The 26,368-nt window shown below is 71.7% G+C and carries 20 protein-coding genes and 1 tRNA gene; 12 read left to right on the top strand and 9 right to left on the bottom strand.

Translation table 11 applies throughout. The features are described 5' to 3' along the window. Window positions 1–33: 33 nt before the first annotated feature. A complete protein-coding gene (leuS, locus tag WFJ17_RS17160) occupies window positions 34–2,631 on the bottom strand; it encodes a leucine--tRNA ligase (RefSeq protein ID WP_336649038.1) in 2,598 nt (865 codons plus the stop codon). Between the two features lie 144 nt (window positions 2,632–2,775). Between leuS and WFJ17_RS17155 the strand changes: the two genes are divergently transcribed. From WFJ17_RS17155 to WFJ17_RS17130, 6 genes are all read left to right on the top strand, one after another. Continuing rightward, window positions 2,776–3,822: an App1 family protein gene (locus WFJ17_RS17155; protein WP_336649037.1), complete on the top strand. Its 1,047-nt coding sequence runs from the start codon at window positions 2,776–2,778 to the stop codon at window positions 3,820–3,822. Beyond that, window positions 3,819–4,727, top strand: coding sequence for a 3-methyladenine DNA glycosylase (locus WFJ17_RS17150; protein WP_336649036.1), 909 nt, complete (start codon window positions 3,819–3,821; stop codon window positions 4,725–4,727). The genes WFJ17_RS17155 and WFJ17_RS17150 overlap by 4 nt, the downstream gene beginning before the upstream one ends. 70 nt (window positions 4,728–4,797) lie before the next feature. Then, window positions 4,798–6,090, top strand: coding sequence for a threonine/serine exporter family protein (locus WFJ17_RS17145; protein WP_251441644.1), 1,293 nt, complete (start codon window positions 4,798–4,800; stop codon window positions 6,088–6,090). A 102-nt stretch (window positions 6,091–6,192) separates the two neighbouring features. Then, window positions 6,193–8,007, top strand: coding sequence for a TIGR03767 family metallophosphoesterase (locus WFJ17_RS17140; protein WP_336649035.1), 1,815 nt, complete (start codon window positions 6,193–6,195; stop codon window positions 8,005–8,007). Continuing rightward, window positions 8,004–8,372 carry a hypothetical protein gene (locus tag WFJ17_RS17135; protein WP_295033725.1) on the top strand — a complete coding sequence of 123 codons (369 nt, stop codon included), beginning with the start codon at window positions 8,004–8,006 and terminating at the stop codon, window positions 8,370–8,372. The genes WFJ17_RS17140 and WFJ17_RS17135 overlap by 4 nt, the downstream gene beginning before the upstream one ends. Further along, window positions 8,369–8,947 carry a hypothetical protein gene (locus WFJ17_RS17130; RefSeq protein WP_251441649.1) on the top strand — a complete coding sequence of 193 codons (579 nt, stop codon included), beginning with the start codon at window positions 8,369–8,371 and terminating at the stop codon, window positions 8,945–8,947. Before WFJ17_RS17135 ends, WFJ17_RS17130 begins: the two co-directional genes overlap by 4 nt. A 22-nt stretch (window positions 8,948–8,969) precedes the next feature. Here the strand turns inward: WFJ17_RS17130 and WFJ17_RS17125 are convergent, their stop codons facing one another. Beyond that, the gene (locus WFJ17_RS17125) at window positions 8,970–10,043 is read right to left on the bottom strand and encodes a flavin-containing monooxygenase (protein ID WP_336649034.1); all 1,074 of its coding nucleotides are present in this window, start codon (window positions 10,041–10,043) and stop codon (window positions 8,970–8,972) included. 68 nt (window positions 10,044–10,111) lie between these two features. Further along, complete coding sequence (locus WFJ17_RS17120) at window positions 10,112–11,131, bottom strand: helix-turn-helix domain-containing protein (protein WP_336649033.1); 1,020 nt, start codon at window positions 11,129–11,131, stop codon at window positions 10,112–10,114. A gap of 85 nt (window positions 11,132–11,216) precedes the next feature. On the opposite strand from WFJ17_RS17120, the gene WFJ17_RS17115 reads away from it, so the two are divergent. Further along, complete coding sequence (locus WFJ17_RS17115; protein ID WP_336649032.1) at window positions 11,217–11,435, top strand: hypothetical protein; 219 nt, start codon at window positions 11,217–11,219, stop codon at window positions 11,433–11,435. 29 nt (window positions 11,436–11,464) lie between these two features. Here WFJ17_RS17115 and WFJ17_RS17110 read toward each other — a convergent pair whose 3' ends face one another. The 4 genes from WFJ17_RS17110 to WFJ17_RS17095 all read right to left on the bottom strand — a co-directional run bounded on the left by WFJ17_RS17110 (window position 11,465) and on the right by WFJ17_RS17095 (window position 18,976). Further along, entirely contained in the window at window positions 11,465–11,875 is a 411-nt protein-coding gene (locus WFJ17_RS17110) for a pyridoxamine 5'-phosphate oxidase family protein (protein ID WP_336649031.1), read from the bottom strand. Window positions 11,876–11,962: 87 nt separating this feature from the next. Then, complete coding sequence (mgtA, locus tag WFJ17_RS17105; RefSeq protein ID WP_336649030.1) at window positions 11,963–14,635, bottom strand: magnesium-translocating P-type ATPase; 2,673 nt, start codon at window positions 14,633–14,635, stop codon at window positions 11,963–11,965. Continuing rightward, window positions 14,625–17,054: a phosphoketolase family protein gene (locus tag WFJ17_RS17100; RefSeq protein WP_374208761.1), complete on the bottom strand. Its 2,430-nt coding sequence runs from the start codon at window positions 17,052–17,054 to the stop codon at window positions 14,625–14,627. The genes mgtA and WFJ17_RS17100 overlap by 11 nt, the downstream gene beginning before the upstream one ends. Before the next feature lie 2 nt (window positions 17,055–17,056). Next, window positions 17,057–18,976: a heavy metal translocating P-type ATPase gene (locus WFJ17_RS17095; protein WP_336649029.1), complete on the bottom strand. Its 1,920-nt coding sequence runs from the start codon at window positions 18,974–18,976 to the stop codon at window positions 17,057–17,059. A gap of 126 nt (window positions 18,977–19,102) precedes the next feature. On the opposite strand from WFJ17_RS17095, the gene WFJ17_RS17090 reads away from it, so the two are divergent. Then, window positions 19,103–19,564, top strand: a complete 462-nt coding sequence (locus WFJ17_RS17090; RefSeq protein ID WP_251441666.1) for a universal stress protein — start codon at window positions 19,103–19,105, stop codon at window positions 19,562–19,564. A 111-nt stretch (window positions 19,565–19,675) separates the two neighbouring features. Here the strand turns inward: WFJ17_RS17090 and WFJ17_RS17085 are convergent. Continuing rightward, window positions 19,676–19,748, bottom strand: a tRNA-Ala gene (locus tag WFJ17_RS17085). 121 nt (window positions 19,749–19,869) lie between these two features. Then, window positions 19,870–20,796, bottom strand: a complete 927-nt coding sequence (locus tag WFJ17_RS17080) for a LysR family transcriptional regulator (protein WP_336628514.1) — start codon at window positions 20,794–20,796, stop codon at window positions 19,870–19,872. Between the two features lie 119 nt (window positions 20,797–20,915). On the opposite strand from WFJ17_RS17080, the gene WFJ17_RS17075 reads away from it, so the two are divergent. The 4 genes from WFJ17_RS17075 to lysA are packed head-to-tail and all read left to right on the top strand — an operon-like array spanning window position 20,916 to window position 26,234. Continuing rightward, the gene (locus tag WFJ17_RS17075; RefSeq protein WP_336649028.1) at window positions 20,916–22,472 is read left to right on the top strand and encodes an aminotransferase class I/II-fold pyridoxal phosphate-dependent enzyme; all 1,557 of its coding nucleotides are present in this window, start codon (window positions 20,916–20,918) and stop codon (window positions 22,470–22,472) included. Window positions 22,473–22,531: 59 nt separating this feature from the next. Continuing rightward, window positions 22,532–24,034, top strand: coding sequence for an amino acid permease (locus WFJ17_RS17070; RefSeq protein ID WP_295034332.1), 1,503 nt, complete (start codon window positions 22,532–22,534; stop codon window positions 24,032–24,034). Continuing rightward, the gene (locus WFJ17_RS17065) at window positions 24,031–24,924 is read left to right on the top strand and encodes a universal stress protein (protein WP_336649027.1); all 894 of its coding nucleotides are present in this window, start codon (window positions 24,031–24,033) and stop codon (window positions 24,922–24,924) included. The genes WFJ17_RS17070 and WFJ17_RS17065 overlap by 4 nt, the downstream gene beginning before the upstream one ends. A gap of 50 nt (window positions 24,925–24,974) precedes the next feature. Further along, window positions 24,975–26,234 carry a diaminopimelate decarboxylase gene (gene lysA / locus WFJ17_RS17060; RefSeq protein ID WP_251441686.1) on the top strand — a complete coding sequence of 420 codons (1,260 nt, stop codon included), beginning with the start codon at window positions 24,975–24,977 and terminating at the stop codon, window positions 26,232–26,234. Window positions 26,235–26,368: the final 134 nt, after the last annotated feature.

The following is a 26,368-nucleotide window of genomic DNA, read 5'->3' as shown; positions in this document are numbered from 1 at the left end:
GCGCGCGCTCCTTTCCCCCCGGAGCGCACGGACTCAGCCCTTGACGGCGAAGTTCACGATCTTCGGGGCGCGCACGATCACGCGCACGATCTCCTTGCCTTCGAGAGCGCGCTGCACCTTCTCGTCCGCCCGCGCGAGCGCCTCGAGCTCGGCCTCGCCGATCCTGGCGGGGACGTCGAGGGTGGTGCGCACCTTGCCGTTGACCTGCACGGCGCAGGTCGCGGTGTCCTCGACGAGCAGCAGCGGATCCGCCTGACGCCAGGTGACCAGTCCCACGGAGGGCTCGTGCCCGAGGATCTCCCAGATCTCCTCCGCGGTGTGCGGGGCCACCAGGTCGAGGATCACGGCGACGGTCTCGGCGGCCTCGCGCACGGCGGGGTCCGCCGCGCCGGCACCGGTGTCGATCGTCTTGCGGATCGCGTTGACCAGCTCCATGAGCCGCGCGACCACGACGTTGAACTTGGTCTGCTCGACCAGGGCGGGCGCGTCGGCCAGCAGGTGGTGCGTGACCCGGCGCAGGGCGGCGTCGCCGCCGTCGAAGACCACGTCCACCGGGCTCGCGACGTCATGCGCGACCCGCAGTGCGCGGGCCAGGAACTTCTGCGCGCCCGTCGTCGAGACGTCCTTCCAGTCCTTGTCGTCCTCCACCGGACCCGCGAAGGCCAGGGCCACGCGCAGGGCGTCGGCGCCGTAGGCGTCCAGCTCCTCCTGGAAGAGCACCAGGTTGCCCTTGCTCTTGGACATCTTGGCGCCGTCCAGGATCACCATGCCCTGGTTGATCAGGCTCGAGAACGGCTCGGTGAAGTCGATCAGGCCCATGTCGAACAGCACCTTGGTGATGAAGCGCGCGTACAGCAGGTGCAGGATCGCGTGCTCGACACCCCCGATGTAGGCGTCGATCGGAGCCCAGCGGCGTGCCTCGTCCACGTCGAAGGCGACCGTGTCGCTGTTCGGCGAGAGGAACCGCAGGTAGTACCAGGAGCTGTCCACGAACGTGTCCATGGTGTCGGGGTCGCGCAGCGCCGGCTCGCCGGTCGTCGGGTCGACGGTGCGCACCCACGACTCCGCCGCACCCAGCGGGCTCGACCCCTTCGGCGACAGGTCCAGGCCCTCGACGCTCGGCAGCCGCACGGGCAGCTGGTCCTCGGGCACCGGGACGATCTCGCCGTCCTGCGTGTGCAGCATGGGGATCGGGGTGCCCCAGAAGCGCTGACGCGAGATCAGCCAGTCGCGCAGGCGGTAGTTCTTCGCGGCGCGCCCGGTGCCGGCCGCCTCCAGCTGCTCGATCGCACGGGCGATCGCGTTGCGCTTGGAGAGTCCATTCAGCTCGCCCGAGTTGATCATGCGGCCGTCGCCGGTCAGGGCGATGCCGGTCTTGGCCGGGTGCTGGTCGTCGAGGGAGTCGAGGGATTCGATCGGGACGCCGTCCTCGTCGACCTCGATCACCGGCAGTGCACCCGTGATCGGCGCGGTCGTGTCCACGACGACCTTCACGGGCAGGTCGAAGGCGCGGGCGAAATCGAGGTCACGCTGGTCGTGCGCGGGCACGGCCATGACGGCGCCGTGGCCGTAGTCGGCCAGCACGTAGTCGGCGGCCCAGATCGGCAGACGCTCGCCGTTCACCGGGTTGATCGCGAAGCGGTCGAGGAACACGCCCGTCTTCGGCCGGTCGGCCGACTGACGGTCGATCTCGCTCGTCTTCTGCACCTGGGTGAGGTAGTCCTGGAAGCGCGTCCGCACGTCCTCGGACGCGCCGGCGGCCAACTCGGAAGCCAGGTCCGAGTCGGGCGCGACGACCATGAAGGTCGCACCGTGCAGGGTGTCCGGACGCGTGGAGAACACGGTCACCACGCCCTCGCGGCCCTCGATCGCGAAGTCCACATCGGCGCCGATCGAGCGGCCGATCCAGTTGCGCTGCATCTGCAGCACCTTGTGCGGCCAGAAGCCCTCGAGCTGGTTCAGGTCGTCCAGCAGACGGTCGGCGTAGTCGGTGATCCGGAAGTACCACTGAGTGAGGTTCTTCTTGACGACCTCGGCGCCGCAGCGCTCGCAGCGCCCGTCGACGACCTGCTCGTTCGCCAGCACCGTCTGGTCATTCGGGCACCAGTTCACCGGGCTCTTCTTGCGGTAGGCCAGGCCCCGCTCGTAGAGCTTCAGGAACAGCCACTGGTTCCAGCGGTAGTACTCCTCGTCGGAGGTGTGCAGCTCGCGGGTCCAGTCGAACGAAACCCCGTAGGCCTGGAAGCCCGCCTTCTGCTGGGCGATGTTCTGGTAGGTCCACTCCCGCGGATCCGCTCCGCGCCGGATGGCCGCGTTCTCGGCGGGCAGTCCGAAGGAGTCCCAGCCGATCGGGTTCAGCACGTTGTGCCCGCGGTGACGCCAGAAGCGCGCCACGATGTCGCTGTAGAGGTAGTTCTCGGCGTGGCCCATGTGCAGGTCGCCGGACGGGTACGGGAACATCGCCAGGACGTACTTGCGCGGGCGCACGTCGTCCGCGCCGCCGGCCGTGAACGTCTCGTTCTCCGCCCAGTAGGTCTGCCACTTCCTCTGGAGCTCGTGCACCGACAGCGACTCGTCATCCTCCGACGGGCTGGCGGGGTGGGACGGGTTCTCAGACAACGCGACGACCATTCTCTGCGGCAGGGGAGAAGAATGCCCGGAACAGGGCAACCTCCAGATTATCCCAGCCTGCGCGGAGCCGGGTTCCCGCGGACCCCGTGCACATCCTGCGATCGGCATGAAAGAACCGGGCGGGCATGAAAGACTAGGGAAGCTATGCCCTCGTCCTCATCCCGACCGGAGCGGATCCACTGGTTCGCCCGCCTGGAGCACCGCTTCCACGCGTGGCGTGAACGGCGTGCCCGCAAGCGCGGTCGCACGGCGACCGTCGTCCCCTTCCCCGGCTACGGCGGCCCCGGGTGGATCCGCGTCGTCGGACGCGTGCTGATCCTGCCGAAGACGCGGCGCGGCGGCAAGGATGCGAGCGTGCGCGGCTGGCGCAGCTTCGTGGGCATCCCGGTGAGCTTCGCGACCGTCACGATCACCGTCGCCGGCCGCACGTACGAGGTGCCGGCCGACCGCGGCGGCGTGATCGACTGCCGCATCGAGGCCGACCTCCCGAGCGGATGGCAGCAGGTCGACATGGCGGTCGAGGGCCAGGATCCGATCCCCGCCCGCGTCTTCGTCGTCGCCGACGACGTGCGCTTCGGCGTGGTCTCGGACGTCGACGACACGGTCATGGTGACCGCCCTGCCGCGCCCCCTGATCGCCGCATGGAACTCGTTCGTCGTCGACGAGCACGCCCGCACGCCCGTCCCCGGCATGGCGGTGCTGCTGGAGCGGCTCATGCGGGACAACCCCGGCTCGCCGATGATCTACCTCTCCACGGGGGCGTGGAACGTGGCGCCCACGCTCAACCGCTTCCTCTCCCGGCACCTCTTCCCTGCGGGATCCATGCTGCTCACCGACTGGGGGCCGACGCACGAGCGCTGGTTCCGCAGCGGCCGCGAGCACAAGCTGCGGAACCTCTCCCGGCTCGCCGAGGAGTTCCCGCACGTGCGCTGGCTGCTCATCGGCGACGACGGCCAGCACGACGAGGCGATCTACGGGCAGTTCCTCGTCGAGCACCCGGAGAACGTCGCCGCGGTCGCGATCCGCCGCCTCCTCCCCGCCGAGGGCGTGCTCGCCGGGCGCCGCGCAGCGGGACGCGGAGACGGCGACCCGAGCGACGCCGACGACCTCGCCCCCTGGGTGAGCGCCGAGGACGGCGCGGGCATCCTCGACGAGCTCATCGACGCCGGCGTCGTCCGCTCCGAGCCATGACGCCCGCCGTCGGTGCGCCGGCCGCCACCCGGACGGACGCGCCGGGGACGGTGCTCGACCGTGCGACCTGGAGCGCGCGTGCCGACGCCCACGCCGAACGCGCCGATGCCCTGACCGCCGCGCATCGCGCCCGGCAGGCCCGCCGCGAGAAGCACCCCGTTCACAACTTCCTCTTCACCTACTACGGCTACAAGCCGGCCCAGCTGCGCCGATGGCATCCCGGCGTCGGTGTCGTGCTTCAGGATGCGCCCGAGCGCGCGGGATGGCGCTGGTACTCCCCTGCACCGGGCTCCGGGGACGCGGCATACGCACCCGACTCGGCCGCCTATGCCGCGGACAAACCGGAGCTCGCCCGGCTGGTACGGCTGATGCTCGCCCGCACCGCCGCGCGCCCCGGGCAGTTCGGCTGCTTCGGGCTGCACGAGTGGGCCATGGTCTACCGCACCCCGGAGCATCGCCACGCGGTGCCGCTGCGGCTCGGCCAGGCAGGAACCGACGCCGTGGTGGAGCAGGGCGAGCTGCGCTGCACGCACATCGACGCCTTCCGCTTCTTCACCCCGGAGGCCGTGCCGCGCAACCGCCTGCACCCGACGCGGGAGACCCAGCCGCAGCTGGAGCAGCCGGGCTGTCTGCACGCCGGGATGGACGTGTACAAGTGGGCGATGAAGCTCGGCCCGCTCGTGCCGGGCGAACTGCTGCTGGATGCGTTCGAGCTCGCCCGCGACACCCGCGTCCTCGACATGGAGGCCGCGCCCTACGATCTGTCGGACTGGGGCGTGGAACCGGTGCGGATCGAGACGGCCGAGGGCAAGGCCGAGTATGTGCGCCGGCAGCGCGGCTTCGCCGAGCGCGGGAACGCGCTCCGGGCGAGGATCCTCGAGGCCTGGCAGGAGCCCGCGGGCTGATCCGCCCCGCGCTCGCCCCGGACGCCGGCGCGCGAGCGCGGGAGGACGGCCGCAGGTTCTACGATTTCTGATGATGTCTCCCACCGACCCCGTCTCCCCCGACGTCGCGCTCGGCGACCTCGGTGCGCTGCTGCTCGATGCGGGAGTGTCCGTCACCGATGTGCGCGGCACCCTCGAACGCGCACGCGACGCCGTCGTCCCCGGCACGGAACTCGCGTTCGCCGTGCTGCCGGAGCACGTCTTCGTCAGCCGTCCCGGGGTTCCGCGCGCGACCACCATCGCCGCGGGGGGCGGGCCGGGACTCACGTTCCGGCAGACCGCGCATGCGTCGCGCCTGGCGAGGCGGCTCGAGGCCGGCCGTGTCGCCCTGGATCAGGTCCCGGCGCACGTCTCCCACATCCGTGGTCTGGAACGCCGCCATCCTGCGCTGCAGACCGCACTCGGCGGCGCCCTCCTGTCCGCCGGACTCGCGGTGCTGTTCCGGTGCCCCTGGTGGGCGGTGGTGCTGGCGCTGCTCGTGGGAGCGCTCGTGGCGTCGATCGTCCTCCTCACCGAGCGCATCCGGGCGGCGGCCGCCGTCGTCCCCTTCGTGGCGGCGCTGATCTCGACGCTCGTCGTCGGGGTCGTGGCCGACCGGCTCGACTTCGGCGCGGTACCGCTGTTCGCCGTGTGCGCCCCGGTGGCCCTGCTCGTTCCCGGGGCGCTCATCACGAATGCGCTGCTCGAGCTCACCGCGGCCGACATCGTGACCGGAGCCTCCCGTCTCGTGTACGGGCTCATCATGCTGACGTTCATGGCGGCGGGGATCTTCGCGGGCGCGGCCGCGACCGGATTGCGGGTGGATCCGCGGTCCGCGGCCCTCGTCGGCGAGACCTCGCTCGTCACCGGGCACAGCGGCTGGGAGGCGGTGCCGCCCCTGGCCTGGAGCTGGGTCGGCGTCGTCGTGCTCGCGGTCGGGATCGGCCTGAGCTTCGGATCCGGGTTCCGGCTCACCATCGCCACCGTCGTGATCATGATCTGCACCTACGCGGCGCTGATGCTGCTGAGCCCGTTCACGGGCAGCACCATCGCCACCGGGATCACGGCGGGGCTGCTCTTCCTCGCCGCCCGCGTGCTGGAGCGGGTCACGCTGGCGGTGCCGGCGACGGTCTCCTTCCAGCCGGCGTTCCTGCTCCTCGTCCCCGGGACCGTCGGCCTCGTCGCGCTCGCATCCTTCGACGCCGCGGCTCTCGCGGCGGCGCCGATGGTCTTCATCAGCCTGTGCATCGGGACGAAGGTCGGCGCGCTCCTGGCGGACGCGCTGCGGATCACCCGGCCTGCGTCCCCTTCGACCGCGACCGGATCGATCCGCATCATCCGCTGAGCGCCCGCTCCGGCGCTCGACGCTTGCGCGGGGAGCGTCTCCCCCGCCAGGATGAGTCAACCGTTCCTCCTGCGAACGTTCCCTCCCCCGAAGGGCGCCCGTATGCCCGGTCTCAGCCGACGGCACTTCCTCGCGCATGCGACGATGCTGGCCGCCGCCTCCCGACTGCCCCTGGACGCGCTCGGGCCGCGGCTCGCGACGGCGGATCCGTCTGCCGTCCGCTCTGCCCCGGGACTGTCCGGTCCGCCTCAGGAGGCACCCAGCACGCTGCTTCAGACCATCCTGCGCGGCCCCGTCGTGCAGGGCAGCTACCGCCGGCTCTCGACGGGGCCCGGCGAACCGCACCTCCCCCGCTTCGACGTGCTGCGCCGGGTCGCGGACGACGCGCGGAAGACCTCCCGGCGCTCGCTGCTCTATCTCGGGCACCTCTCCGACCTGCACGTGATCGACGCGCAGTCCCCGGGCCGCATCGAGCCCATGATCACGCAGGACCACTCGGCCTGGGGATCCGCGTTCCACCCGCAGGATCCGCTCAGCCCGCACACCGTGGCCGCCATGGTGCGCGCGTTCTCCGATGCGCGCTACAGCGCCGTGACCGGGGCCCCGATGGGCGCCGCCGTGGTCACGGGCGACAGCGCCGACATGCACTCCCACCTCGAGCTGCGCTGGTACATCGATCTCATGGACGGGCTCGCCGTCGATCCCGCGACGGCGGGTGCGACCTACCGCGGCGTGCAGGCGTGGTCGGAGGCGTCCTGGGCGTACCGGCCCGGCGACCCCCGCGGAGGCGCGTTCGGCGACTACGGGTTCCCTCGCCTCCCGACGCTCCTCGCCGATGCGATCGCCTCGAAGGTGCCGTCTCCCGGGCTTCCCGCGCCCTGGTACGCGGTGTACGGCAACCATGACACCCTGCTCCTGGGCACCTTCGGGCTGACGCCCCAGTTGCGGGCGCTCGCCACCGGAGGGCAGAAGGCGTACACGCTCGAGGCGACGGCGGGCACCGCGCTCGGCGGATACGCCTCGTCGACCGGACTGCTGCAGCAGATGATCGACGGCCTCGGCCTCGCGCTCGGCAGGCCGGGGTTCCGCACGGTGCCGCCCAATCCGGAGCGCTTCCTGTTCGAGCAGCGCGAGTTCATGGCCGAGCACTTCCGTACGGAGAAGAACCCGGGGCCGGTCGGCCACGGTTTCACCCAGCACAACCTCGACACCGGGGAGACCTGGTGGAAGGCCGATCTCAGCCCGCGCGTGCGCGCCCTGGGCCTCGACACCTGCAACGCGGTCGCCGGACCCGACGGCGCCGTGCCCGACGTGCAGTTGCGCTGGCTGGAGCAGGAGCTCGCACGCGCCGAGCGCGAGAACGTCCTCGTCCTGGTGATGAGCCACCACAACAGCCTGACCCTGGAGAACCGCGCCCAGCGCCCCGGCGACACGAGCGTGCTGCACGGCGCGGATGCGCTCATCGACGTGATGCTGCGCCATCCGGTCGCGGTCGGCTGGCTCAACGGGCACACCCATCTCAATCAGGTCCTCGCGCACACCTCGGCCACGGGCGGGTTCTGGGAGATCACCACCGCCTCCTGCATCGACTTCCCGCAGCAGCAGCAGGTGATCGAGATCGTCGACAACCGCGACGGCACGCTCTCCCTGTTCGCGACGGTGCTCGACCACGCGTCGGACGCGAGGCCCGGATCCGGCGGCTCCTCCGCCGACCTGGCCTCCCGCGCACGCGAGTTCTCGTTCAACGACTGGGCCGAGTCGCCGACGATGCGCCGCGGCTCCCCGCTGGACCGCAACGTCGAGCTGCTGCTCCCCGCCCCCTTCGATCTGTCCACGATCTCGGACGCGGCGCTCGAGGCGCAGCGCATGACGGAGCAGACCCGCATGCTCGCCTACGAGCAGAGGCTCCGCGCATGAGGCGCCGGACGCCGCGCCCGTTCCGCGCCCGCGCCGCCGTGGTGCTGGTGCTGGCGGGCCTGTGCCTGACCGGCTGCTCGCAGGCGCAGGCGCTCGCGCCGGTCGGCGGCGACCGACTCGCGGCGGTGCGCTTCGGCACGCTCGACGCACTCGTGGAGGCGGAGGTGGAGGTCCGCTCGGCGCCGACCTGCGAGCAGAAGCCGGACGACACCGTCTCCTGCACGGGCACCGCGAGCGACGGGCGCGAGATCAGCGCGATCTCGCGCGGTACCTCGCCCGACATCGAGGTCGTCGTCGGCGGGGAGACGGTGTACTCCGGATCCCTGACCGACCTCCTCGATCGCGCGGCGGGAGAAGCCGGATGACCGCGTCCCGCTCCCGAGGCCGGCTGCTGCGGACGGCCCTCGCCGTGGTCGGCGTCGCGGCGATCCAGGCGGCCCTGGTCGCCCTGATCCCCTCTCCGGCCGCTCCGGCGCCCCTGATCGCAGGAGCCGTCGCGTCCTTCGCGGCCTGCGTGCTGGGCCTGGCCGTCGCCGTGCGCGAGGCGGGACCCGGCGCTGCCGTACCGACGGTCGGTTTCGGACGCGCCGTGCTGTTCTCGCTGCTCGCGACGGCCGCCGTCAGCGCGGCCGCGATCGTCTCGGTCTTCGTCGGCGCGGCGGTCATCGTCCTCGCCCTCGGCCTCGTCCCGCTGCTGACCTCGGGAGCCCGCGCCACGGCGCTGGCCTGGCGACGACGACCTGTTCGCGGAGCGCTGCGCGTGCTGACCACCCTCCTCGCGATCGGGCTCGCCGCCACGGTGTCCCTGCTCCTCGGGCTCTTCGTCACCGGCTGGCCGGCGAGCGCCCTGTCATGGCTGTGGTTCGGGACCACGGCGGCCGCCCTCGTGCTGTGGTGGGCGGCATCGGCGCATCCGCGCTCCGTGCGGACAGCGGTCTGAACCTCCGCTCCCTCGCCTCGCCCTACGCCGTCGCGTCGAGCGCCGGGGCCGGCGTCCTCAGGTACCGCTGCACGCCGCGCGCGGCCGTGCGCCCGGCCCGGTTGGCGCCGATCGTGCTGGCGGACGGACCGTAGCCCACGAGCTGGATCCGCGGATCTTTCACCGCCGTCGTGCCGCGTCCGTCGTGATCGAGCTGGATCCCGCCCAGCGCGCTGCGCAGGTGCAGCGGCGCGAGGTGGCCGATCGCCGGCCGGAAGCCGGTCGCCCACAGGATCGCGTCGACCCGCTCGAACGAGCCGTCGGCCCAGCGCACGCCATCGGGCTCGATGCGCTGGAACATCGGTCGCCGCGCGTCGTACACGCCCCGCCGGGCCGCCTCCTGCTCCTGCGGACGCAGCATGAGCCCGGTGACGCTCACCACGCTCTGCGGTGCGAGCCCGCGCGCCACGCGCTGCTCGACCAGGGCGACCGCGGCCGCGCCCGCCTCCGGGGTGAAGTCGTCGGTGCGCCAGACCGGCGGCCGGCGGGTCGCCCACAGCACGTCGGCGATCGGGGCGAGTGCTCCGAGGAACTGCACGGCCGAGGCTCCACCCCCGACGACCAGTACGCGCTTGCCGCGGAAGTGCTCGGGCCCGGGGTAGTCGACGGTGTGGAACTGCTCGCCGAGGAAGGTCTCCATGCCCGGGTAGTGCGGGAGGAACGGCTGCGTCCAGGTGCCGGTCGCGTTCACCAGCGTGCGCGCCCGCCACGTGCCCTCGGCCGCGTGCACGACAAGGATCCCGTCCTCGTCCGTCACGCGGTCCACGTGCACGGGACGCCGCACCGGAAGCTCGTGCTCGCGCTCGTAGGCGGCGAACGTGGCGGGCACCGCGGTGTTCGCCCGCGCGCTGGTGCGCGGGGGCGGCACGGATCCGGGCAGTTCGGCGACGCCGTGCACGTCCTGCATCGTCAACGCATCCCACCGGTGCTGCCAGGCTCCGCCCGGAGCGTCGTCGGCGTCGAGCACCAGGTGCGGGATGCCCAGGCGGCGCAGATGGTACGAGCTCGAGAGCCCGGCCTGGCCGGCGCCGATCACGATGCTGTCGAGGAGGTCCACGGCGGGTGCAACATCGGCGGCCCGGGCGCTGTTCCCCGGGTCGGCCGCCGGACACGGCCCGAGCCCTGCTACGTCGTCAGCAGAGCGTGCCCGGACGAGGCGTCGACCGGGCGGGCATCCGACTCCGCGACGTCACACGCGTACGACCGGCGATACGCGGTCGGGGCGATCCCGACCTCGCGGGTGAAGTGGTGGCGGAACAGCGTGGCGCTGCCGAAGCCGCAGGATGCGGCGATCTCCTCGATCGAGGCGTCGGTCGTCTCCAGCGCCAGGCGCGCCTGCAGCACCCGCTGAGCGGCAAGCCACTGCATCGGCGTCACCCCCGTCTCCGCGACGAACCGGCGCGCGAAGGTGCGGCTGGACATGTGCGCGCGCTGCGCGAGCGAGGCGACGGAGTGGGCGTCGGCGAGGTTGTCGTCCATGTGCGCGAGCACGTCGCTCAGCGCGTCGCTGGACACCTGCGGAACCGGGCGCTCGATGTACTGACGCTGGCCCCCGTCGCGCTGCGGCGGCACCACCATGTTGCGCGCGATGACGTTCGCGATCGCACTGGCGAGCTCGCGGCGCACCAGGTGCAGGCTCGCGTCGATGCCGGCGGCGGTCCCGGCGCTGGTGATGAGGTCCCCGTCGTCGACGAACAGAACGTCGGGGTCGATGCGCGCGCTCGGGTACCGGCGCTGCAGCTCTTCGGCGTAGCGCCAGTGCGTCGTGCAGGGACGCCCGTCGAGCAGGCCCGCCGCGCCGAGGACGAATGCTCCCGAGCAGGCGCTGAGCAGGATCGCGCCCCGATCGGCGGCGCGCCGGAGCGCGTCCAGCAGCTCCGCCGGGTACTCGTCGGCCGGCCGCACGCGAGCCGCCGGCACGGCGATCACATCGGCGCGCTCCATCGCCTCGAGACCGTGCGCCGGGATCACCTGGGCCCCCACTTCGGTGCTCACGGGCCGGCCGGCCTCGATGCCGCAGACGCGGAAGTCGAACGCGGGCACATCGGAGTAGACGCTGCGATCCAGCCCGAACACCTCGCTGAGCAGGCCGAACTCGAAGACGGCGAGCCCGTCGATGACGGGAAGAGTGACGCTGCGGATCATGCCCTCATGGTACTGGCTGAATCTTTATGAGGAAAGGCTTTCCGCCATCTGGTGGCAGAAATCATCCGATCGTAGCTTTAGAGCCATGACCGAGACCGCAGCATCCCAGCCCTCCTTTCCGCTCCTGCCCCGCGCCGGATCCGCGGCGCGCCCCGTCCCGCCGCGGGAGGCGCCGCGTCGGGCACGGCTCCCCCTCCCCGCCTGGCTCCCCCGTCAGATCCTGCAGCGCGGCGGCATCGCCACCCGTGACGACGCGCGCGCCCTGCGCGACCTGGAGGCCGCCCGCGATCGCAGCGAGTGGTGAGGCGGGCGCCCACTGCCGCCCAGGACCGGCTAGCCCCGCGCGAAGATCCGCCCCGTCACCGCCGTGGGCCGGATCCGCACCCAGCGGTCCTTGGGCTCCGGCGCCCACGGTGTCACCCCCGTGCGCTCCGCGGCCATCGTGTCCGCATCACGGTCGAACTCCTCGGCGAGGCCCTTCACCACGACGCTGAAGGCCTCGACGTCGTCGGCCCCGTCGATCTCGAACACGACCCGCTGCCGGATCGTCAGCTCGAGCAGCTTCGTGCCGGCCGCGGTGCGGAACACGATCGTCCCGTCGAGCACGGCGTGGTTGACCGGGAAGACGTCGATCTCGTCCGCCGCGGCGACGGCGATCCGCCCGTAGGGCGCCCGGCGGATCCGCTCCCAGCATTCGCTCTCCTCGAGGGGCCGTGTCGGCTCCCTCTCCACTTCGGTGTCCATGTCCCGATCGTGCGCCCTGCCGCGACGACGGCCCGGGCCGAAAGTCCCGCCGGCATCCGCCGGACGGCCCGGACGGCGTCCCTCCGCTCAGCGTCCTGATCGCGCGGTGAACCGGGCGGCCCGGCGGAGCACGCGCCGTGCCGGACGCCGGGGCGCGCGAGCCCCGGGAGGGCGCGCGCTCACCCGCCGGAAGTACCCGCGCTTCGCGAGCTCGACGAGCACGAGATACAGGATCAGCATGCCGACGAGGGCGAGGAAGAAGGGCGCCGGAAGCGGCGTGAACCCGAGCAGCCCGTTCAGAGGCGAGTAGGGAAGCCACGCTCCGACCGCGATCGCCGCGAGCACGGTGACGACCAGCACCGGCGCCGGCCGACTGCGCAAGAACGGCACCCGATGGGTGCGGATCGCGAACACGATGAGCGTCTGCGTGGCGATCGACTCGATGAACCATCCGGAGCGGAACTCGGGCGGTGCGGCATGGAAGACGAACAGCATCAGGCCGAACGTGGCGAAGTCGAAGAGCGAGGAGATCGGGCCGAACAGGAGCATGAAGCGGCGGACCGCCGCGATGTCCCAGTGCGAGGGTGCGCGCAGCTGCTCCGGATCCACCCGGTCGGCGGGGATCACGAGCTGGCTCGCGTCGTAGAGCAGGTTGTTGAGCAGGATCTGACCGGGCAGCATCGGCAGGAACGGCAGCACGATCGAGGCGGCCGAGGCGCTGAACATGTTGCCGAAGTTGCTGGACGTGCCCATCATCACGTACTTGATCGTGTTCGCGAAGATGCGCCGCCCCTCGGTCACGCCGTCGGCGAGCACTTCGAGGTCCTTGTCGAGCAGGAGGACATCGGCCGCATCCTTCGCGACGTCGACCGCCGAGTCCACGGAGATGCCGACGTCGGCTCCGTGCAGCGCGAGGGCGTCGTTGACGCCGTCGCCGAGGAAGCCCACGGCCCGGCCCTGGTGACGCAGCGCCCGCACCACGCGCGCCTTCTGCTCGGGCGACACCCGGGCGAAGACGGTCGTGCGCTCGGCGAGCTCGATGAGCCGCCCGTCGTCGAGCTCGTCGATCTGATCCCCGGTGAGCGTGCCCTGGATGGTCATGCCGAGGTCGGCGCAGGTGCGGGTCGCGACCACCGCGCCGTCGCCGGTGCAGACCTTGACCGAGATGCCGAGGTCTGCGAGTCGCAGCAGGGATGCTCTCGCGCCGGGCTTGATCTCGTCCGTGAACACCAGGAACCCGTCGAGGGTCAGCCTCCCGTCGCTCCCCTCCGCTGCGACGGCGAGCGTCTCCGCACCGGGAGCCCGGCGCCCTGCCACCGCCACGACCCGGAATCCCTCCCGGTACAGGTCGTCCAGTCGAGCCGATGCAGCAGCCGGCACCCCCTCGCACCGCGGCAGGACCGACTCGGCCGCGCCCTTCACGATGATCGTCGGATCCTCGCCGTCCCGCCGGGCGAGCACGGTCGTCGTGCGGCGCTCATGATCGAACGGGATCGCGTCCAGCCGGCGCCAGCCGACCAGCCCGCTGCGATCGGCGACCCCGGCGAGCAGCGCGGCATCGAGCGCGTTCAGGCCGATGCCGGAGAGAGCGGCGAGGTCCGCGTCCGAGGCCAGCAGGCCGCGCTCCGCGAGCGCCTGAGCCGTGCCGCCGGACACCGGGACGGCCTCGCGGAACGTGATCTCGCCGCTCGTGAGCGTGCCGGTCTTGTCGGTGACGAGCAGGTCGAGGTCGCCGAGGTCCTCGATGCACACCATGCGCTTGACCAGCACGCGACGCCGGGCCATCGCGCGCGAGCCTGCCGCGAGGCTCGTGCTCACGACGGCCGGCAGGAGCTGCGGCGTGATTCCGACTGCGATGGCCAGCGAGAACAGCAGCGATTCGATCAGGGGCCGCCCCAGCGCGACGGCCACCGCGAAGATGCTCGTGGTGAGCACCAGGGCGACGATCAGCAGGAAGGACGAGAACCTGCCCAGGCCGCGCTGGAACTCGGTCTGCGGCTCCTGCGCCGCGAGCCCCGCGGCGATCCGCCCGAACTCCGCGTCGCGCCCGGTCGCGACCACCACGCCCAGCGCGGTGCCGGCATGCACGACGGTGCCCATGAGCGCGCAGCAGGAGAGCTCGCCGACCCCGGTCCCCGCCGGCACCGGCGCCACGCCTTTGACCGCGGGGACGGACTCGCCGGTGAGGATGCTCTCGTCGCATTCGAGGCCTTCCGCGCGGACTAGGCGCAGATCGGCCGGCACCACGGATCCCACGGACAGGGCGACGAGATCCCCCACGACGAGTTCGGTCACATCCACCCGCAGGGTCGCCCCGGAGCGGTGCACGATCGCCACGTGCCGCATCCGATCGTGCATCGCATCGGCGGCGCGCTCGGCGCGGAACTCGTTGACGAAGCCGAGTCCGACGCTGAGCAGCAGGATCGCGCCGATCACCCCGGCGTCGGTCGCGTCCCCCACGAGACCCGCGACGAACGCCGTGCCGAACAGCATCAGCACGATCGGGCTGCGCAGCTGTGTTCCCAGCACCCGCCAGGGGCGGGCGCGGTGCATGCGGATCGCATTCGGCCCGTCCGCGGCGAGACGCGCCGCCGCGCCGGCGGGATCCAGGCCCGAGAGTCCGGATCCGAGCTCGCGCAGCACCTGGTCCGCCTCCTGTGCCGCGACTCGACGGACCGGGCTCGGCGCCTCGGCGCCGGAAACCCGCGCTCCGCGGTCGACCGGTACGGCTGAGCTGCTCGCCGGGTCCTCAGCGACCACGATCCCAGGCCCACTCGGCCACTTCGGGGATGTCCTCGCCGTGCGCGCGGGTGTAGGCGCGAGCGCGCAGCCGGGCGTCCTGCAGGTCCTGACGCAGTCCGGCGCAGCGCTGGGCGAGGCCGGGGACCCGGTCGATCGCGTCGATCGCGAGCTGATAGCGGTCGAGGTCGTTGAGCATGACCATGTCGAAGGGCGTCGTGGTGGTGCCGTTCTCCTTGTAGCCGCGCACGTGCAAGTTGTCGTGGCCGTGCCGCTTGTACGCGAGGCGGTGGATGAGCCAGGGATAGCCGTGGTACGCGAACACGACGGGGCGGTCGACGGTGAAGATCGCGTCGTACTCGCGGTCGGAGAGCCCGTGCGGATGCTCGCTCTCCGACTGCAGCCGCATCAGATCGACCACATTGACCACCCGGACCCGCAGGTCGGGAAGGGCCGAGCGCAGGATCTGCGCGGCGGCGAGCACTTCGAGCGTCGGGATGTCGCCCGCCGCGGCCAGGACCACGTCCGGGTCCTCCCCCGTCACCTCGGTGCCCGCCCATTCCAGGATCCCGAGCCCGCGCGTGCAGTGCTGCACGGCCTCGTCCATGGTGAGCCAGTTCGCGGCCGGCTGCTTCCCGGCGACGACGACGTTGACGTAGTCCACGGAGCGCAGGCAGTGATCGTAGGTCGACAGCAGCGTGTTCGCGTCGAACGGGAGGTAGACCCGCACCACCTCGGCGCTCTTGTTGACGACATGGTCGATGAATCCCGGATCCTGGTGGCTGAACCCGTTGTGGTCCTGCCTCCAGACATGGCTGGTGAGGAGGTAGTTCAGGCTCGAGATCGGACGCCGCCACGGGATCTCCCTGGTGACCTTGAGCCACTTCGCATGCTGGTTGAACATCGAGTCGACGATGTGGATGAAGGCCTCGTAACAGGTGAACAGACCGTGCCGGCCGGTGAGCAGATACCCTTCCAGCCAGCCCTGGCACTGGTGCTCGCTGAGCATCTCCATGACCCGGCCGACGCGGGCGAGGTGGTCGTCCGTGGCCAGGATCTGGGCGGTCCACTGCTTGTCCGTGGCCTCGTAGACCGCGGGCGCGAGGCGATTCGACGCCGTCTCGTCCGGCCCGAAGATCCGGAAGTCCTCGGGATTGCGCCGGATCACCTCCGCCAGCCAGGTGCCCAGGACCCGGGTCGCCTCGGCCGTGGTGGCACCGGGCGCCGGCACGTCCACGGCGAAGTCGCGGAAGTCGGGCAGCGACAGCGGCGTGCGCAGCAGCCCGCCGTTCGCGACGGGGTTCGCGCTCATCCGGTGCTCTCCGCGAGGGGCGAGCCGCTCGATGAGGGCGACGGGTGCGCCCGCATCGTCGAAGAGCTCCTCCGGGCGATACCGGCGCATCCAGTCCTCGAGGATGCGCAGGTGCTCGGGAGTGTCCCGCGCGCTGGCGAGCGGGACCTGGTGGGCGCGATAGGTGCCCTCCACGAGCACGCCGTCGACCTCGTGGGGCCCGGTCCATCCCTTCGGCGAGCGCAGGATGATCATCGGCCACTCCGGGGTCGCCATCACGGGATCGTCCGAGTGGTAACGGCCGGCGCGCGCCTCCGTGCGGATCCGCGCGATCTCGTCGAACACCTCCTCGAGCAGCTCGGCGAAGCGGCGGTGGATGCTGAGCGGATCCTCGCCGTCGAACCCCGCCGTGAACACGTAGGGCGCGTAGCCGTAGCCGCGGAAGAGCTCGACGAGGCGACGCTCCGGGATCCGGGCGAGCACGGTGGGGTTGGCGATCTTGTAGCCGTTCAGGTGCAGGATCGGCAGCACCGTGCCGTCCTGCACGGGATCCAGGAACTTGTTCGAGTGCCACCCGGTCGCGGCGGGCCCGGTCTCGGCCTCGCCGTCGCCCACGACGCAGGTCACCACGAGGTCGGGGTTGTCGAACGCGGCGCCGAAGGCATGGCTGAGCGAGTACCCGAGTTCGCCGCCCTCGTGGATGGATCCCGGCGTCTCCGGGGCGACGTGGCTCGGGATCCCGCCCGGGAACGAGAACTGCCGGAACAGCCGGCGCACGCCGTCCTCGTCCCGGGCGATGTCCGGATACACCTCGGAGTAGGTGCCGTCCAGGTAGGCGTTGGCGACCATGCCGGGGCCGCCGTGCCCCGGGCCGGTGACGAAGATCGAGCTGAGCGCACGATCCCGGATGACGCGGTTGAGGTGCGCGTAGAGGAAGTTCAGCCCGGGGGTGGTCCCCCAGTGCCCGAGCAGTCGGGGCTTGACGTCCTCCGGCACGAGCGGCCGGCGCAGCAGCGGGTCGTTCAGGAGGTAGATCTGCCCGACGCTGAGGTAGTTCGCCGCGCGCCACCAGGCGTCGATGCTCGCGAGGTCCGCGTCGCCGACGCTCCCCGGGGTCGTGGCGGGTGTCATCGGGGGCGTCTCGGTCATGCTCACAGCCTGGTCCTCTCCTCGTGATCACGACGGGCCTTTGGTCCCGCCTCGGGATGCTCTGCCGCGATGTCGCTCTCCGGGGTCAGCGGGCCCCGCAGCGCCCGGAGCGCGTAGAGGATCGTCGCGAGATCCACGAGCTCCTGGATCAGAGCGCCTGCGACGGCGGGGATGACACCGGTCATGGCGACGATCATGAGCGCGATGCTCAGTGCGATCCCGATCCAGATCGCCGTCAGCGCCACCCGGACGGTGTGCCGGCCGATCTCGACCGCGTGCACGACCTTGGCCAGGGAGTCGACAAGGATCACCGCGTCCGCCGCCTCACCCGCCGCCGTCGCCCCCTTCGCCCCCATCGCGATCCCCACGTCGGAGGCGGCGAGGACGGGGGCGTCGTTGACCCCGTCGCCGACCATCATCAGGGGGCGCGGCCGCAGATCACGGGCGAGGCGGACCTTGTCGTCCGGCAGGAGCTCGGCATGCACACCGGTGATCCCGACCGTCTGCGCGATCGACGTCGCGGTGGCCTCGGCATCGCCGGTCAGCATGACCACGCGCTCGACCCCGTGGGCGCTCAGCCACGCGACGACGCCAGGGGATTCGGCGCGTGGCGCGTCGGCGAGCACCAGCGCTCCGGCGTGCCGGCCGTCGATGGCGACGTAGGCTGCGGCCTCGCCCGGCGCGAGGTCGGTGCGCGCGAACTCCGGCACGAGCGAGGCGACGTACGCGGGTTTGCCCACGACCACTGTCCGCCCGCCGATGCGCGCCATGACGCCGTTCGTGGCGACCTCGCCCGCGTCCTCCGCCGCGGCGAGCGCGAGACCGCGCTGCCGCGCTGCGGCACGGATCCCTTCCGCGAGCGCATGCGAGGAGTACTGCTCCGCGGAAGCGGCCAGATGCAGCACCTCGTCCGCAGAGAATCCTCCTGCGGGCCGCACGGCGACCAGCGCGGGGCGACCGCGGGTGAGCGTGCCGGTCTTGTCGAACGCGGCCGAGCGCACCCGGGACAGCGTCTCGATCACCGCGCCGCCCTTGAGCACGATGCCCGCCCGCGCCGAGCGCGACAGGCCGCCGAGGAAGGCGACGGGGGCCGCGATCAGCAGGGGGCACGGCGTCGCGAGCACGAGCACCTCGGCGAACCGCACGGCTTCGCCGGAGAGCGCCCAGGCCAGGCCCGCGAGCAGCAACGACACCGCGGTGAACGGGATCGCGAACCGGTCGGCGAGCCTCACCACGGGCGCACGCGACTCCTGCGCCTGACGCACCAGCAGCAGGATCTGCTGGTACTGGCTGTCGGCACTGCGGCGCAGAGCCCGCATCCGCACGACACGGCTGCCGTTGACGGCGCCGGAGAGCACGGCGTCGCCGGCGCTGCGTGCCACGGGCAGGCTCTCACCGGTGAGCGACGACTCGTCGAAGGAGGCCTCGTCGGTGAGGAGTGCGCCGTCGACCGGCACGATCTCCGAGGGACGCACGAGCAGGAGATCGCCCACGGCGACGTCGTCGACGGGAACGTCGCGCACCCGCTCCCCTTCGACGTCATCGGCCTCGACGATGTGAGCGGTCTGCGGCGAGCGCTCCAGCAGCGCGGTGAGCTCGCGCTTGGCGCGTCGCGCGGCGAAGTCCTCCAGCGCCTCTCCGCCGGACAGCATCAGCACGATGATGAGCGCCGCGACGTACTCCCCCACGGCGAGGGTCGCCACCATGGCCACGATCGCGAGGACATCGAGCCCGAACCGGCCGTGCAGCATCTCGCGGATCATCTGCACGAGCGTCCAGACCACGAACGCCCCGACGACGACCGTGGCGAGCCAGCGCGCCGCGAGATGCTGGCCGGTCGTGTCGAGCACGAGGACCACGACGAGGGTGAGGAGGGCGAGGGGGATCGTCGGCTGGCGTCTCATCGCCTTCAGCACTGCCATGTCCTCGGGGATCTCCTCTCCGGTGGCGCGCGGATCCGCTCCTGCTCTCACCCTTCCGCGCGCTCCCGTCGTGCGCAAGTGACTTTCGTCCCGGTCGCGGCCGCGCTGCCGGAGGAGGCTGAGCGCATGAACACCTCTGCGAACGCCCCCATCCTCGTCGGCGTCGACGGCTCCGACTCGTCGCTCGACGCCCTCCGCTATGCGGCGAAGCTCTCCGCCGCCCTCGGCATCCCGCTGCGTGCGGTGACGACGTGGGACTACCCGGCCCTCATCGACCTGTATCCGAGCGCGGGCTGGACGCCGGACAAGGACGCGGCGGTCGTCCTCGACGCCGCGATCAAGGACGTGTTCGCCGGGGACCCGCCGGCGGATCTCTCGGCGTCGGTGCTGGCCGGCCCCGCCGCGCCCGTGCTCATCGAGCAGAGCCGTGGCGCGGAGATGCTGGTGATGGGCAGCCGGGGCCGCGGAGGATTCACCGGACTGCTGCTCGGATCCGTGAGTGCGACCTGCGCGTCGCACGCGCACTGCCCCGTCCTCATCGTGCGGCACGAGAGGCACGAGGAGAAGCACGACAAGCAGGAGGACTGAGCGCCGGGGTGGTGCCGTCGAACCGGCGGCGACAGGCCGGCGGACCAGGACATCCGCGCGCCGGGAACGACGAAGCCCCCGATCTCTCGGGGGCTTCGTCGTGTTGAAGTGTGGACCTGAGGGGACTCGAACCCCTGACCCCCTGCATGCCATGCAGGTGCGCTACCAGCTGCGCCACAGGCCCAGACGCTGTTCGCGGCTTCCCGCGACAACTCACTCAGCTTACAACACCGTTTCGATCGGATGCGAATCGGTGCGGCGAATCCCGGACGCCGGGCGTGTCCCTCGGCGAACCGCGGAAGCCCTCAGTCGAAGGACAGCGCGGCGAAGCCGTCGCGGATCGCCAGGACCAGCTGCCGCACCGCGGTCGACGGGCCGCGCGGCGAGCCCTCGGCCGAGGTCGCCACGAGCACCGAGCGCGCGAACGCCGGATCCTCGATCGGGCGCAGGACGATGCCCGGATGCGCATTGCCGACCGCGAGCCTCGGGAGCAGTCCGACGGCCAGGCGCGCCGCGATCATCCCGAGCATGACCTGGAAGTCGTCCGTCCTGATCGCGACCTCGAGCGCGTGCCCCTCGGCGGCGAACGCGTCGACCACGATCGTGTCCATCGGATCGTCCCCCGCCGCGGCGAAGAGCCAGCGCTCCTGCCACAGCGTGAGCATCGTCGGCAGGTCGATCGGGCCGGGCGTGGCGAGCGGGTGGCCGGACGGCAGCGCCAGCAGGAGCGGATCCCGATGGACCTCGACCGCCGCCACGTGCGGCCGGAACGGCAGCTCGTACCCGGGCACGGTGTAGACGAGGGCGGCATCCAGCCCACCGCGGTTGATCCGTTCGACGAGCGTGGGCACCTCTTCGAGCACCGCGTCGATCTCGATCCCGAAGTCGTTCACGCGGGAGACGACCGCCGGCAGGATCTTCGCCGCGGCTGTCGGGAACGTCCCGAACCGCAGCCTCACCCGGCCCATCTGGGTGAGCTCCCTCGCGTCGCGGATCGCGCGTTCGCTCAGGGTCAGGATCTCCTGGGCCCTGTCGAGCAGGAGCATTCCGACGGGCGTGAGCCGGCTGCCCCGCGGCGAGCGCAGCAGCACCGGGGATCCGACCAGGCGCTCGAGGTTCTTCAGGTGGTAGTCGACGGTCGGCTGCCCCCAGCCGAGACGGCGCGCGGCCGCGGTCACGGAACCCTCGGCATGCACCGCTCGGAGCGCCTCGAGCTGCCGCAGATCGACCATGACACCAACCTCCTATGTGGGATCAGGCCGTTTCGGACCGTCCAGTCACATACAGGATATGTGAGGCGGATGAAGTTCGAGGGATTCCTTCCCGCCGGCTCCGCCCTCACCATGGGGGAATGCCTTTCACCGAGTCCCTCGTCGCGGCCGCACCCGTCGCGTCCAGCGGGTCCTCGATCACCCGAGACCTCCGCCACGCAGCGACCCCCTACGCCGACGCGCTCGAGCGCCACGCGAGCCGATCGCCGATCCAGCTCATGGTGCCCGGCCACAGCGGCAACGGCCGCGGCATCAGCGCCCGCCTGGCGGAGTACTTCGGCGAGCGCGTGCTGCAGCTCGACGTGCCGATGCTCCTCGACGACATCGACCTGGGCGAGGACTCCCCCCTCTCCCGGGCGCTCGAGCTCGCCGCTGACGCCTGGGGCGCGCGGCGCACCTGGTTCCTCGCCGGCGGCGCCTCTCAGGCCAACCGGATCGCCGCGCTCGCCGTGCGCGGCCTCGGCGCGAACATCCTGTCGCAGCGCAGCGCGCACTCGAGCTTCAGCGACGGCGTGCTCACGGCCGGTCTCACGCCGTCGTTCGTGCTGCCCTCGGTCGACCGCCGTCACGGCGTCGCACACGGCGTCTCCCCCGCAGCTCTCGACGACGCGCTGACCGCGGCGGCCGCACGGGGCCAGGCGGCGAGCGCCGTCTACATCGTCTCGCCGAGCTACTTCGGATCCGTGGCCGATGTCGCCGGTCTCGCCGCAGTCGCGCATGCGCACGGCGCCCCGCTGATCGTGGACGGGGCCTGGGGGCCGCACTTCGGCTTCCACCCCGACCTCCCGGAGTCGCCCGCCCGCCTCGGCGCGGACCTCGTGGTCTCGAGCACGCACAAGCTCGCCGGGTCCCTCACCCAGTCCGCGATGCTGCACCTCGGCGACGGCCCGTTCGCCGACCGCCTGGAGCCCCTGATCGAGCGCGCCGTGTCCACGACGTCATCGACGTCCTCCTCGGCTCTGCTCACCGCCTCGCTCGACATCGCGCGGCACTCGCTCATGACGGGCGCCGAGGAGATCGGCCGCTCGATCGTCGCCGCGAACGCGTTCCGCGCCGCACTGCGCGAGGATCCCCGCTTCGCCGTCCTCGACGACGGCTTCGGCGCCTTCGACGACATCGTCGCGACCGACCCGCTCCGCGTGCCGATCGACGTCTCGGCCACCGGGGTGAGCGGCCATTGGCTGCGCCAGCACCTGCTCGAGGTCGAGGGCATCTACTTCGAGATCTCGACGGCGACCGCACTCGTCGCGCTCATCGGCGCCGGCAAGACGCCGGACCTCGAGCACGTGCACCGCGTGCTGTCCGCGGCGGTCGACTCCGATGAGGCGCACGCTGAGCGCGCGCAGGCCGACACCGCCGACTTCCCCGCGCTGCCGCCCTCCGGCGCGCTGCGCATGCTCCCCCGCGACGCCTACTTCGCGGGCACAGAGCTCGTCCCCGCCGCGCAGGCGGTCGGCCGCGTCTCGGCCGACACCCTCGCCGCGTACCCTCCGGGGATCCCGAACGTCATCCCGGGCGAGGAGATCACGGCGCAGACCGTGGCGTTCCTCCAGGCCGTGGCCGCGTCACCGAGCGGATACGTCCGCGGTGCGGTCGATCCCGACGTAGCGCGATTCCGGGTGACGAGAGAAGACTGACACCCGATCCTGCCGATCCGGACCGCGCAGGATCACACATCCAATCGAAGGAGACTGGAATGACCACCATCGCCCAGCAGCTGCTGCGCCGGAAGCCGACCACACCGGTCGGCGCCGGCGAGGTGCACCTGAAACGCAGCATCGGACTGTTCTCGCTGACCATGATCGGCGTGGGCGGCACGCTCGGCACGGGAATCTTCTTCATCCTCTCGCAGGCCGTACCCGTCGCCGGCCCGGCCGTGATCTGGTCGTTCGTGATCGGAGGCGTCGTGGCCGGGCTGACCGCCCTCTGCTACGCCGAGATGGCGGGCGCCGTGCCGGTGTCCGGATCCACCTACTCCTACGCCTACGCCACACTCGGCGAAGGGACCGCGATGGCGGTCGGCGCGTGTCTGCTCCTCGAGTACGGCGTCTCCACGGCAGCGGTCGCGGTCGGCTGGTCGCAGTACGTCAACCAGCTGCTGCAGAACCTGTTCGGCTGGCAGATCCCGGTGCAGTTGTCGCAGGCTCCGGAGCAGGGCGGCATCATCAACGTCCCCGCCGTCATCGTGATCGTGCTCTGCGGCCTGCTCCTGATGCGGGGCGCCCGCGAGTCGACCCTCGTCAACAGCATCATGGTCGTGATCAAGATCTCGGTCGTGCTGTTCTTCTGCGCGGTCGCCTTCACCGGCTGGAACGCCGACCACTTCCAGAACTTCGCCCCCGCGGGCTTCGCCGGCATCGTCGGCGGCGCGGGGATCATCTTCTTCTCGTTCGTCGGTCTGGACGCCGTCTCGACCGCAGGCGACGAGGCGAAGAACCCGAAGCGCAACCTGCCGCTCGCGATCATCTTCGCCCTCGGCATCATCATCACCCTCTACGTGCTCACCTGCCTCGCCGCGCTCGGCGCGCAGGCCCCGGAGAAGTTCGAGAACCAGGATGCGGGCCTGTCCGCGATCCTGCAGAACATCATCGGATCCACCTGGCCGGGCACGGTCGTGGCGATCGGCGCGATCATCTCGATCTTCTCGGTGACCCTGGTCTGCCTCTACGGCCAGACCCGGATCCTCTTCGCGATGTCGCGCGACGGCATGATCCCGCCGGTGTTCGCGAAGGTCGACCCGCGCACCCTCTCCCCCGTGAACAACACGATCATCGTGGTCATCGCGACGAGCGTCCTCGCCGCCGTCGTGCCGATCAACTTCCTCGCCGAGATGACCAGCATCGGCACCCTCGTCGCCTTCCTCGTGGTGTCGATCGGCGTGATCATCCTGCGCGTGCGCGAACCCGAGCTGGAGCGCGGCTTCCGTCTGCCGCTCGGCTGGACGATCCCGATCCTCTCGATCATCGGCTGCATCGCGATCATCACCCAGCTGCGTCCGATCACGATCTTCGTGTTCGTCGCCTGGGCGGCCGTGTTCCTCGTCTTCTACTGGTTCTACGGGCGCAAGCACTCGGCGCTGGGGGCCGGCCACCCGGTCGTCGCCGCCCCGGACGTCCCCTACACCAGCGCCGTCGCCCAGCCGAGCACCGGCGAGGTGCGCCGGGCCGCCGCTGAACGCCGGACGGACGGCGAGCGATGAGCCTGCTCGTCGGCCTGAACCCCGCCAGCCGCTCGGCGTCGGTGCTGCACCTCGCGGCGATGCTGGCGCGCTCCGCGGACACCGATCTGATCGTCACGACGGTGATCCCGGAGACCTGGCCGCGCGCGGCCGCCGCCCGAGACGACGCCGAGTGGCAGGCCTACACCCACGAGACCGCGAACGCGGTGCTCGACCACGCCGCCGCGGTGCTGGGCGGGTCCGTGCGGGCGGAGTTCGTGCTGCACGAGGCGGCCTCCGCCCGGCGCGGGCTGCTCGAGCTCGCCGAGCTGCGCGATGTCGGCATGATCGTGATCGGATCCTCCTCCGCCGCCCCGCTCGGGCGGATCGCCCTGGGATCCGAGAGCGACGCACTGCTGCACGCCTCCCCCGTCCCTGTGGCGATCGCGCCCCGCGGCTTCCGCACGAAGGGCGACGCCAGGGTCGGTCGGGTCACCGCCGCGTACCGGGGCACGGACTCGTCCTCGACCCTCGTGCTCGATGCGGCCACGGTCGCGGCCGCGGTGGGCGCGTCCTTGCGGATCGCGTCCTTCGCCGTGGTCCCGCGCACCTCCGGCACGGCGGGCGCCGGGCTCGACGCGGAGCGGGGCATCGCCGAGAAGTGGGCAGAGGACATCCAGGCGGACGTCGCGCGACTCCTCTCCGAGGTGTCCACGCTGGCCGACCCGCCCGAGCTCGCGGGCACGGTGATCGGCCTGGCCGACACCTGGGAAGCCGCGGTCGACGACGTGGAGTGGGACCCGGACGAGGTCCTGGTCGTAGGATCGAGCAGTCTCGGGCCCCTCGCCCGGGTCTTCCTCGGCTCGAACGCGACCAAGGTCGTCCGGCACTCCCCCGTGCCCGTCGTGGTCGTCCCGCGCCGCGCCCTGTGAGACGCTGACCGCACCCCCGAAGTGACCGCACCGACCCGAAGGATGTGACCATGCCGCACCCGATCCTCGACCTGTTCCCCGCCGGGACCACCGTCGACCCCGACGGCACGCTGCGGTTCGGCGGCTGCCGCGTCGACGACCTGGCGCGGGAGTTCGGCACTCCGGCGATCGTCGTCGACGAGACCGCTCTGCGGGCGCGGGCCAGGGAGTACCGCACCGAGCTGACCTCGCGGTGGCCGAACGCGCGCGTCGTGTTCGCGTCCAAGTCGTTCCCGGCGACCGCGGTGCAGCGCGTGATGGTCGAGGAGGGTCTGGGGCTCGACGTCGCGGGCGGCGGCGAGATCCTCAGCGCCCTCCGCGCGGGGGTGGATCCGGCTCTGCTCGTGCTGCACGGCAACGCCAAGTCGACCGAGGAGCTGCAGATCGCGGTGGACGCCGGCCTCGGCCTGGTCGTGGTCGACAACGCGGACGACGTGGACCGGCTCGAGCAGCTCGTGCCGGAGGGCCGCACGCAGGACGTGCTCGTGCGGATCATCCCCGAGGTCGAGTCGTCGACCCACCCGCACGTGCAGACCGGGCAGGTCGGATCCAAGTTCGGCCTCACCATCCCGGTCGCGAAGGAGCTCATCGCACGGATCGAGGCGAGCCCGAAGCTCTCGATGCGCGGCGTGCACGCCCACGTCGGATCGCAGATCATGGATCCGTCCGAGCTGGCGGCCGCCGTCGCCCCGCTCGCCGAGCTCGGCACCTTCCCGGTGTACGACCTCGGCGGCGGGCTCGGCGCGCGCTACACCTACGACGAGCACCCGGCGAGCGTCGCCGAGTACGTCGAGGCGCTGCTCGCCGCCGCGCGGGAGCACCTCCCCGCGGAGGCGGAGCTCATCATCGAGCCCGGCCGCAGCATGGTGAACGGCTCGGCGATGACGCTCTACACCGTGACGACCGTCAAGCGCGATGCGCGGACCTTCGTCGCGGTGGACGGCGGGATGGGCGACAACCTCGAGGTGGCGCTGTTCGCGCAGCGCTACGAGGCGGCTCTCGCAGCCCGCATGAACGAGGAGCCCGAGGAGGACGTGCTCGTCGTCGGGCGGCACTGCGAGTCCGGCGATGTGCTGATCGACCCGCTGCGGGTGCCCGCGCCGCGGGTCGGCGACCTCCTCGCCGTCCCCGCGACGGGCGCGTACACGCACACCATGGCGAACAATTACAACGGCTACCGGCGCCCGCCCGTGGTCTTCGTGCGCGACGGCGAGGCCCGCGCCGTCATCCGCCGCGAGACCTGGGACGACCTCTTCGACCGCGATCTCTGAGCCCGCCGCAGCGGTCGCTCGATTCACCGTGCGCCTCGCTCGGTTCACCGTGCGCCTCGCTCGGAGATGTGCGCTTGCTTCGGACGCGATGAGCGAAGACGTCCGATCGAAGCGCACATCTCCGAGCAAGATGC

It is taken from the genome of Microbacterium sp. MMO-10 (assembly GCF_037148715.1).
GTDB lineage: Bacteria > Actinomycetota > Actinomycetes > Actinomycetales > Microbacteriaceae > Microbacterium.
Note: the sequence above shows the minus strand (reverse complement) of the source record. Positions and strands in the feature narration are given on the sequence as shown.

Bases quoted from the DNA above. Each gene is read 5' to 3' on its own strand.
- WFJ17_RS17100 (WP_374208761.1), bottom strand. From the start codon at position 17,054: ATGACCGAGACGCCCCCGATGACACCCGCCACGACCCCGGGGAGCGTC.
- WFJ17_RS17065 (WP_336649027.1), top strand. From the start codon at position 24,031: ATGAGCCTGCTCGTCGGCCTGAACCCCGCCAGCCGCTCGGCGTCGGTG.
- WFJ17_RS17070 (WP_295034332.1), top strand. From the start codon at position 22,532: ATGACCACCATCGCCCAGCAGCTGCTGCGCCGGAAGCCGACCACACCG.
- WFJ17_RS17110 (WP_336649031.1), bottom strand. From the start codon at position 11,875: ATGGACACCGAAGTGGAGAGGGAGCCGACACGGCCCCTCGAGGAGAGC.
- WFJ17_RS17115 (WP_336649032.1), top strand. From the start codon at position 11,217: ATGACCGAGACCGCAGCATCCCAGCCCTCCTTTCCGCTCCTGCCCCGC.
- WFJ17_RS17140 (WP_336649035.1), top strand. From the start codon at position 6,193: ATGCCCGGTCTCAGCCGACGGCACTTCCTCGCGCATGCGACGATGCTG.
- lysA (WP_251441686.1), top strand. From the start codon at position 24,975: ATGCCGCACCCGATCCTCGACCTGTTCCCCGCCGGGACCACCGTCGAC.
- WFJ17_RS17120 (WP_336649033.1), bottom strand. From the start codon at position 11,131: ATGATCCGCAGCGTCACTCTTCCCGTCATCGACGGGCTCGCCGTCTTC.
- WFJ17_RS17090 (WP_251441666.1), top strand. From the start codon at position 19,103: ATGAACACCTCTGCGAACGCCCCCATCCTCGTCGGCGTCGACGGCTCC.
- WFJ17_RS17150 (WP_336649036.1), top strand. From the start codon at position 3,819: ATGACGCCCGCCGTCGGTGCGCCGGCCGCCACCCGGACGGACGCGCCG.
- leuS (WP_336649038.1), bottom strand. From the start codon at position 2,631: ATGGTCGTCGCGTTGTCTGAGAACCCGTCCCACCCCGCCAGCCCGTCG.
- WFJ17_RS17135 (WP_295033725.1), top strand. From the start codon at position 8,004: ATGAGGCGCCGGACGCCGCGCCCGTTCCGCGCCCGCGCCGCCGTGGTG.
- WFJ17_RS17080 (WP_336628514.1), bottom strand. From the start codon at position 20,796: ATGGTCGATCTGCGGCAGCTCGAGGCGCTCCGAGCGGTGCATGCCGAG.
- WFJ17_RS17145 (WP_251441644.1), top strand. From the start codon at position 4,798: ATGATGTCTCCCACCGACCCCGTCTCCCCCGACGTCGCGCTCGGCGAC.
- WFJ17_RS17130 (WP_251441649.1), top strand. From the start codon at position 8,369: ATGACCGCGTCCCGCTCCCGAGGCCGGCTGCTGCGGACGGCCCTCGCC.
- WFJ17_RS17095 (WP_336649029.1), bottom strand. From the start codon at position 18,976: ATGGCAGTGCTGAAGGCGATGAGACGCCAGCCGACGATCCCCCTCGCC.
- WFJ17_RS17155 (WP_336649037.1), top strand. From the start codon at position 2,776: ATGCCCTCGTCCTCATCCCGACCGGAGCGGATCCACTGGTTCGCCCGC.
- WFJ17_RS17075 (WP_336649028.1), top strand. From the start codon at position 20,916: ATGCCTTTCACCGAGTCCCTCGTCGCGGCCGCACCCGTCGCGTCCAGC.